Source organism: Streptomyces sp. NRRL F-2664 (assembly GCF_000719345.1).
Lineage (GTDB): Bacteria > Actinomycetota > Actinomycetes > Streptomycetales > Streptomycetaceae > Streptomyces.
Genome location: NZ_JOFX01000217.1, coordinates 1 through 1,269, shown reverse-complemented (window position 1 = coordinate 1,269; position 1,269 = coordinate 1). Strand labels below are relative to the sequence as shown.

The 1,269-nt window shown below is 73.3% G+C and carries 1 protein-coding gene; it reads left to right on the top strand.

Annotated elements, in window-relative coordinates; all coding sequences use genetic code 11:
• Positions 1-1,269: hypothetical protein (locus IF89_RS39305; protein WP_043194858.1), on the top strand; the 1,269-nt coding region annotated here is incomplete at both ends.

Here is a 1,269-nt window from a genome sequence, read left to right as displayed (position 1 = left end):
GGGGCTGGAGTACGGGCGGCCGCTGGCCGGACACGGCCCCGTCGTCACCAAGGTCGCCTCGCCCCTCGGCGCGGTGACCGAGATCGCCTACGAGGAGATCCCCGGCTCCCCCGTCCCCGCGCTGGCCGCGACCCGCCTGCGCACCCTCGACGACAAAGGCGAACTCGCCGCACCCGAGCAGCGGTTCTCCCCCGCAGTGGAGGAGGGCCGCGCCTACACCGGTGCGGGGGGCGGCTTCGCGGGCGAGGACGATGTCTTCGACCAGCGCACCGGCTTCACCTACACCACCGAGGTCTCCCTCCTGGGCCCCGACGGGGACGCCGAGCGCAGGGTGGTCTCCCACTACAACAGCCTCCACCTGCTGACCTCCCAGCAGGTCTACACCTCCGCCCTCGGCGACCGCGCGGCCGGGGAACTGGTGCGCGGCTACAGCTGGCAGCAGGACCCCGCAAGCCCCGTGCCCCCGCCCCGGGATGCGGAGCTGCCTGCGGACTGGGCGCTGCCGGTGCGCGAGGCCAGCACCGTCCACAACAGCGCCGGCCAGAAACGGGAAGTGGCGACCGCCGCCGTATACGACGCCTACGGCCGTGCGGTGAAGACGGTGGACGAGATGGGCACGGTCACTGAGACCGTGTACGACCCTGAAGAGGGTGCTACCGGGCTGGTCGTGTCGCAGAAGACCACCGGCCGGGACGGCAAGGTGCTGCAGGAGACCTCTAACTCCCTGGCTGCGGACCGGCGCACGGTCACCGGGACCGTCACCCGCACCGCGGACAGTGCCGGGAAGCTGTCCGCCCGCGAGCAGACGGCGTTCACCTACGACAAGTACGGGCAGATTGCCTCCGGGACGGTCTCCTGGGCCGACGGCGCCGGACAGGAGGGCCGGGGCGAGGGGCCGGGTGAGCTGAAGACTGAGGTCAGCCGGACCGTGGAGGGCGGGCGCCTGACCGAGACCACCACCGTGGCGCCCGGCACGGATGCCGAGACCTCCGCCTCGCGGGTGGTGGACCTGGCCACCGGAGCCGTCCTGCAGGAGGCCGGGCCCGGCGGGCGGGTCCTGTCACGTACGGAGTACGACCGCCAGGGCCGCCCGTCCGTGCACACGGTGCTGCCCGACTCCGGCAAGCCGCAGACCACCCGCATCGCCTACCCGTCCCCGGCCGTCACGGTCACGGCCACGCCTGACGGCCGTCGGGTCACCGAGACCCTCGACGCGCTGGGCCGCCCGCTGCGGACCGCGGACAACTACCGCGACGGCGCCTACGCCAA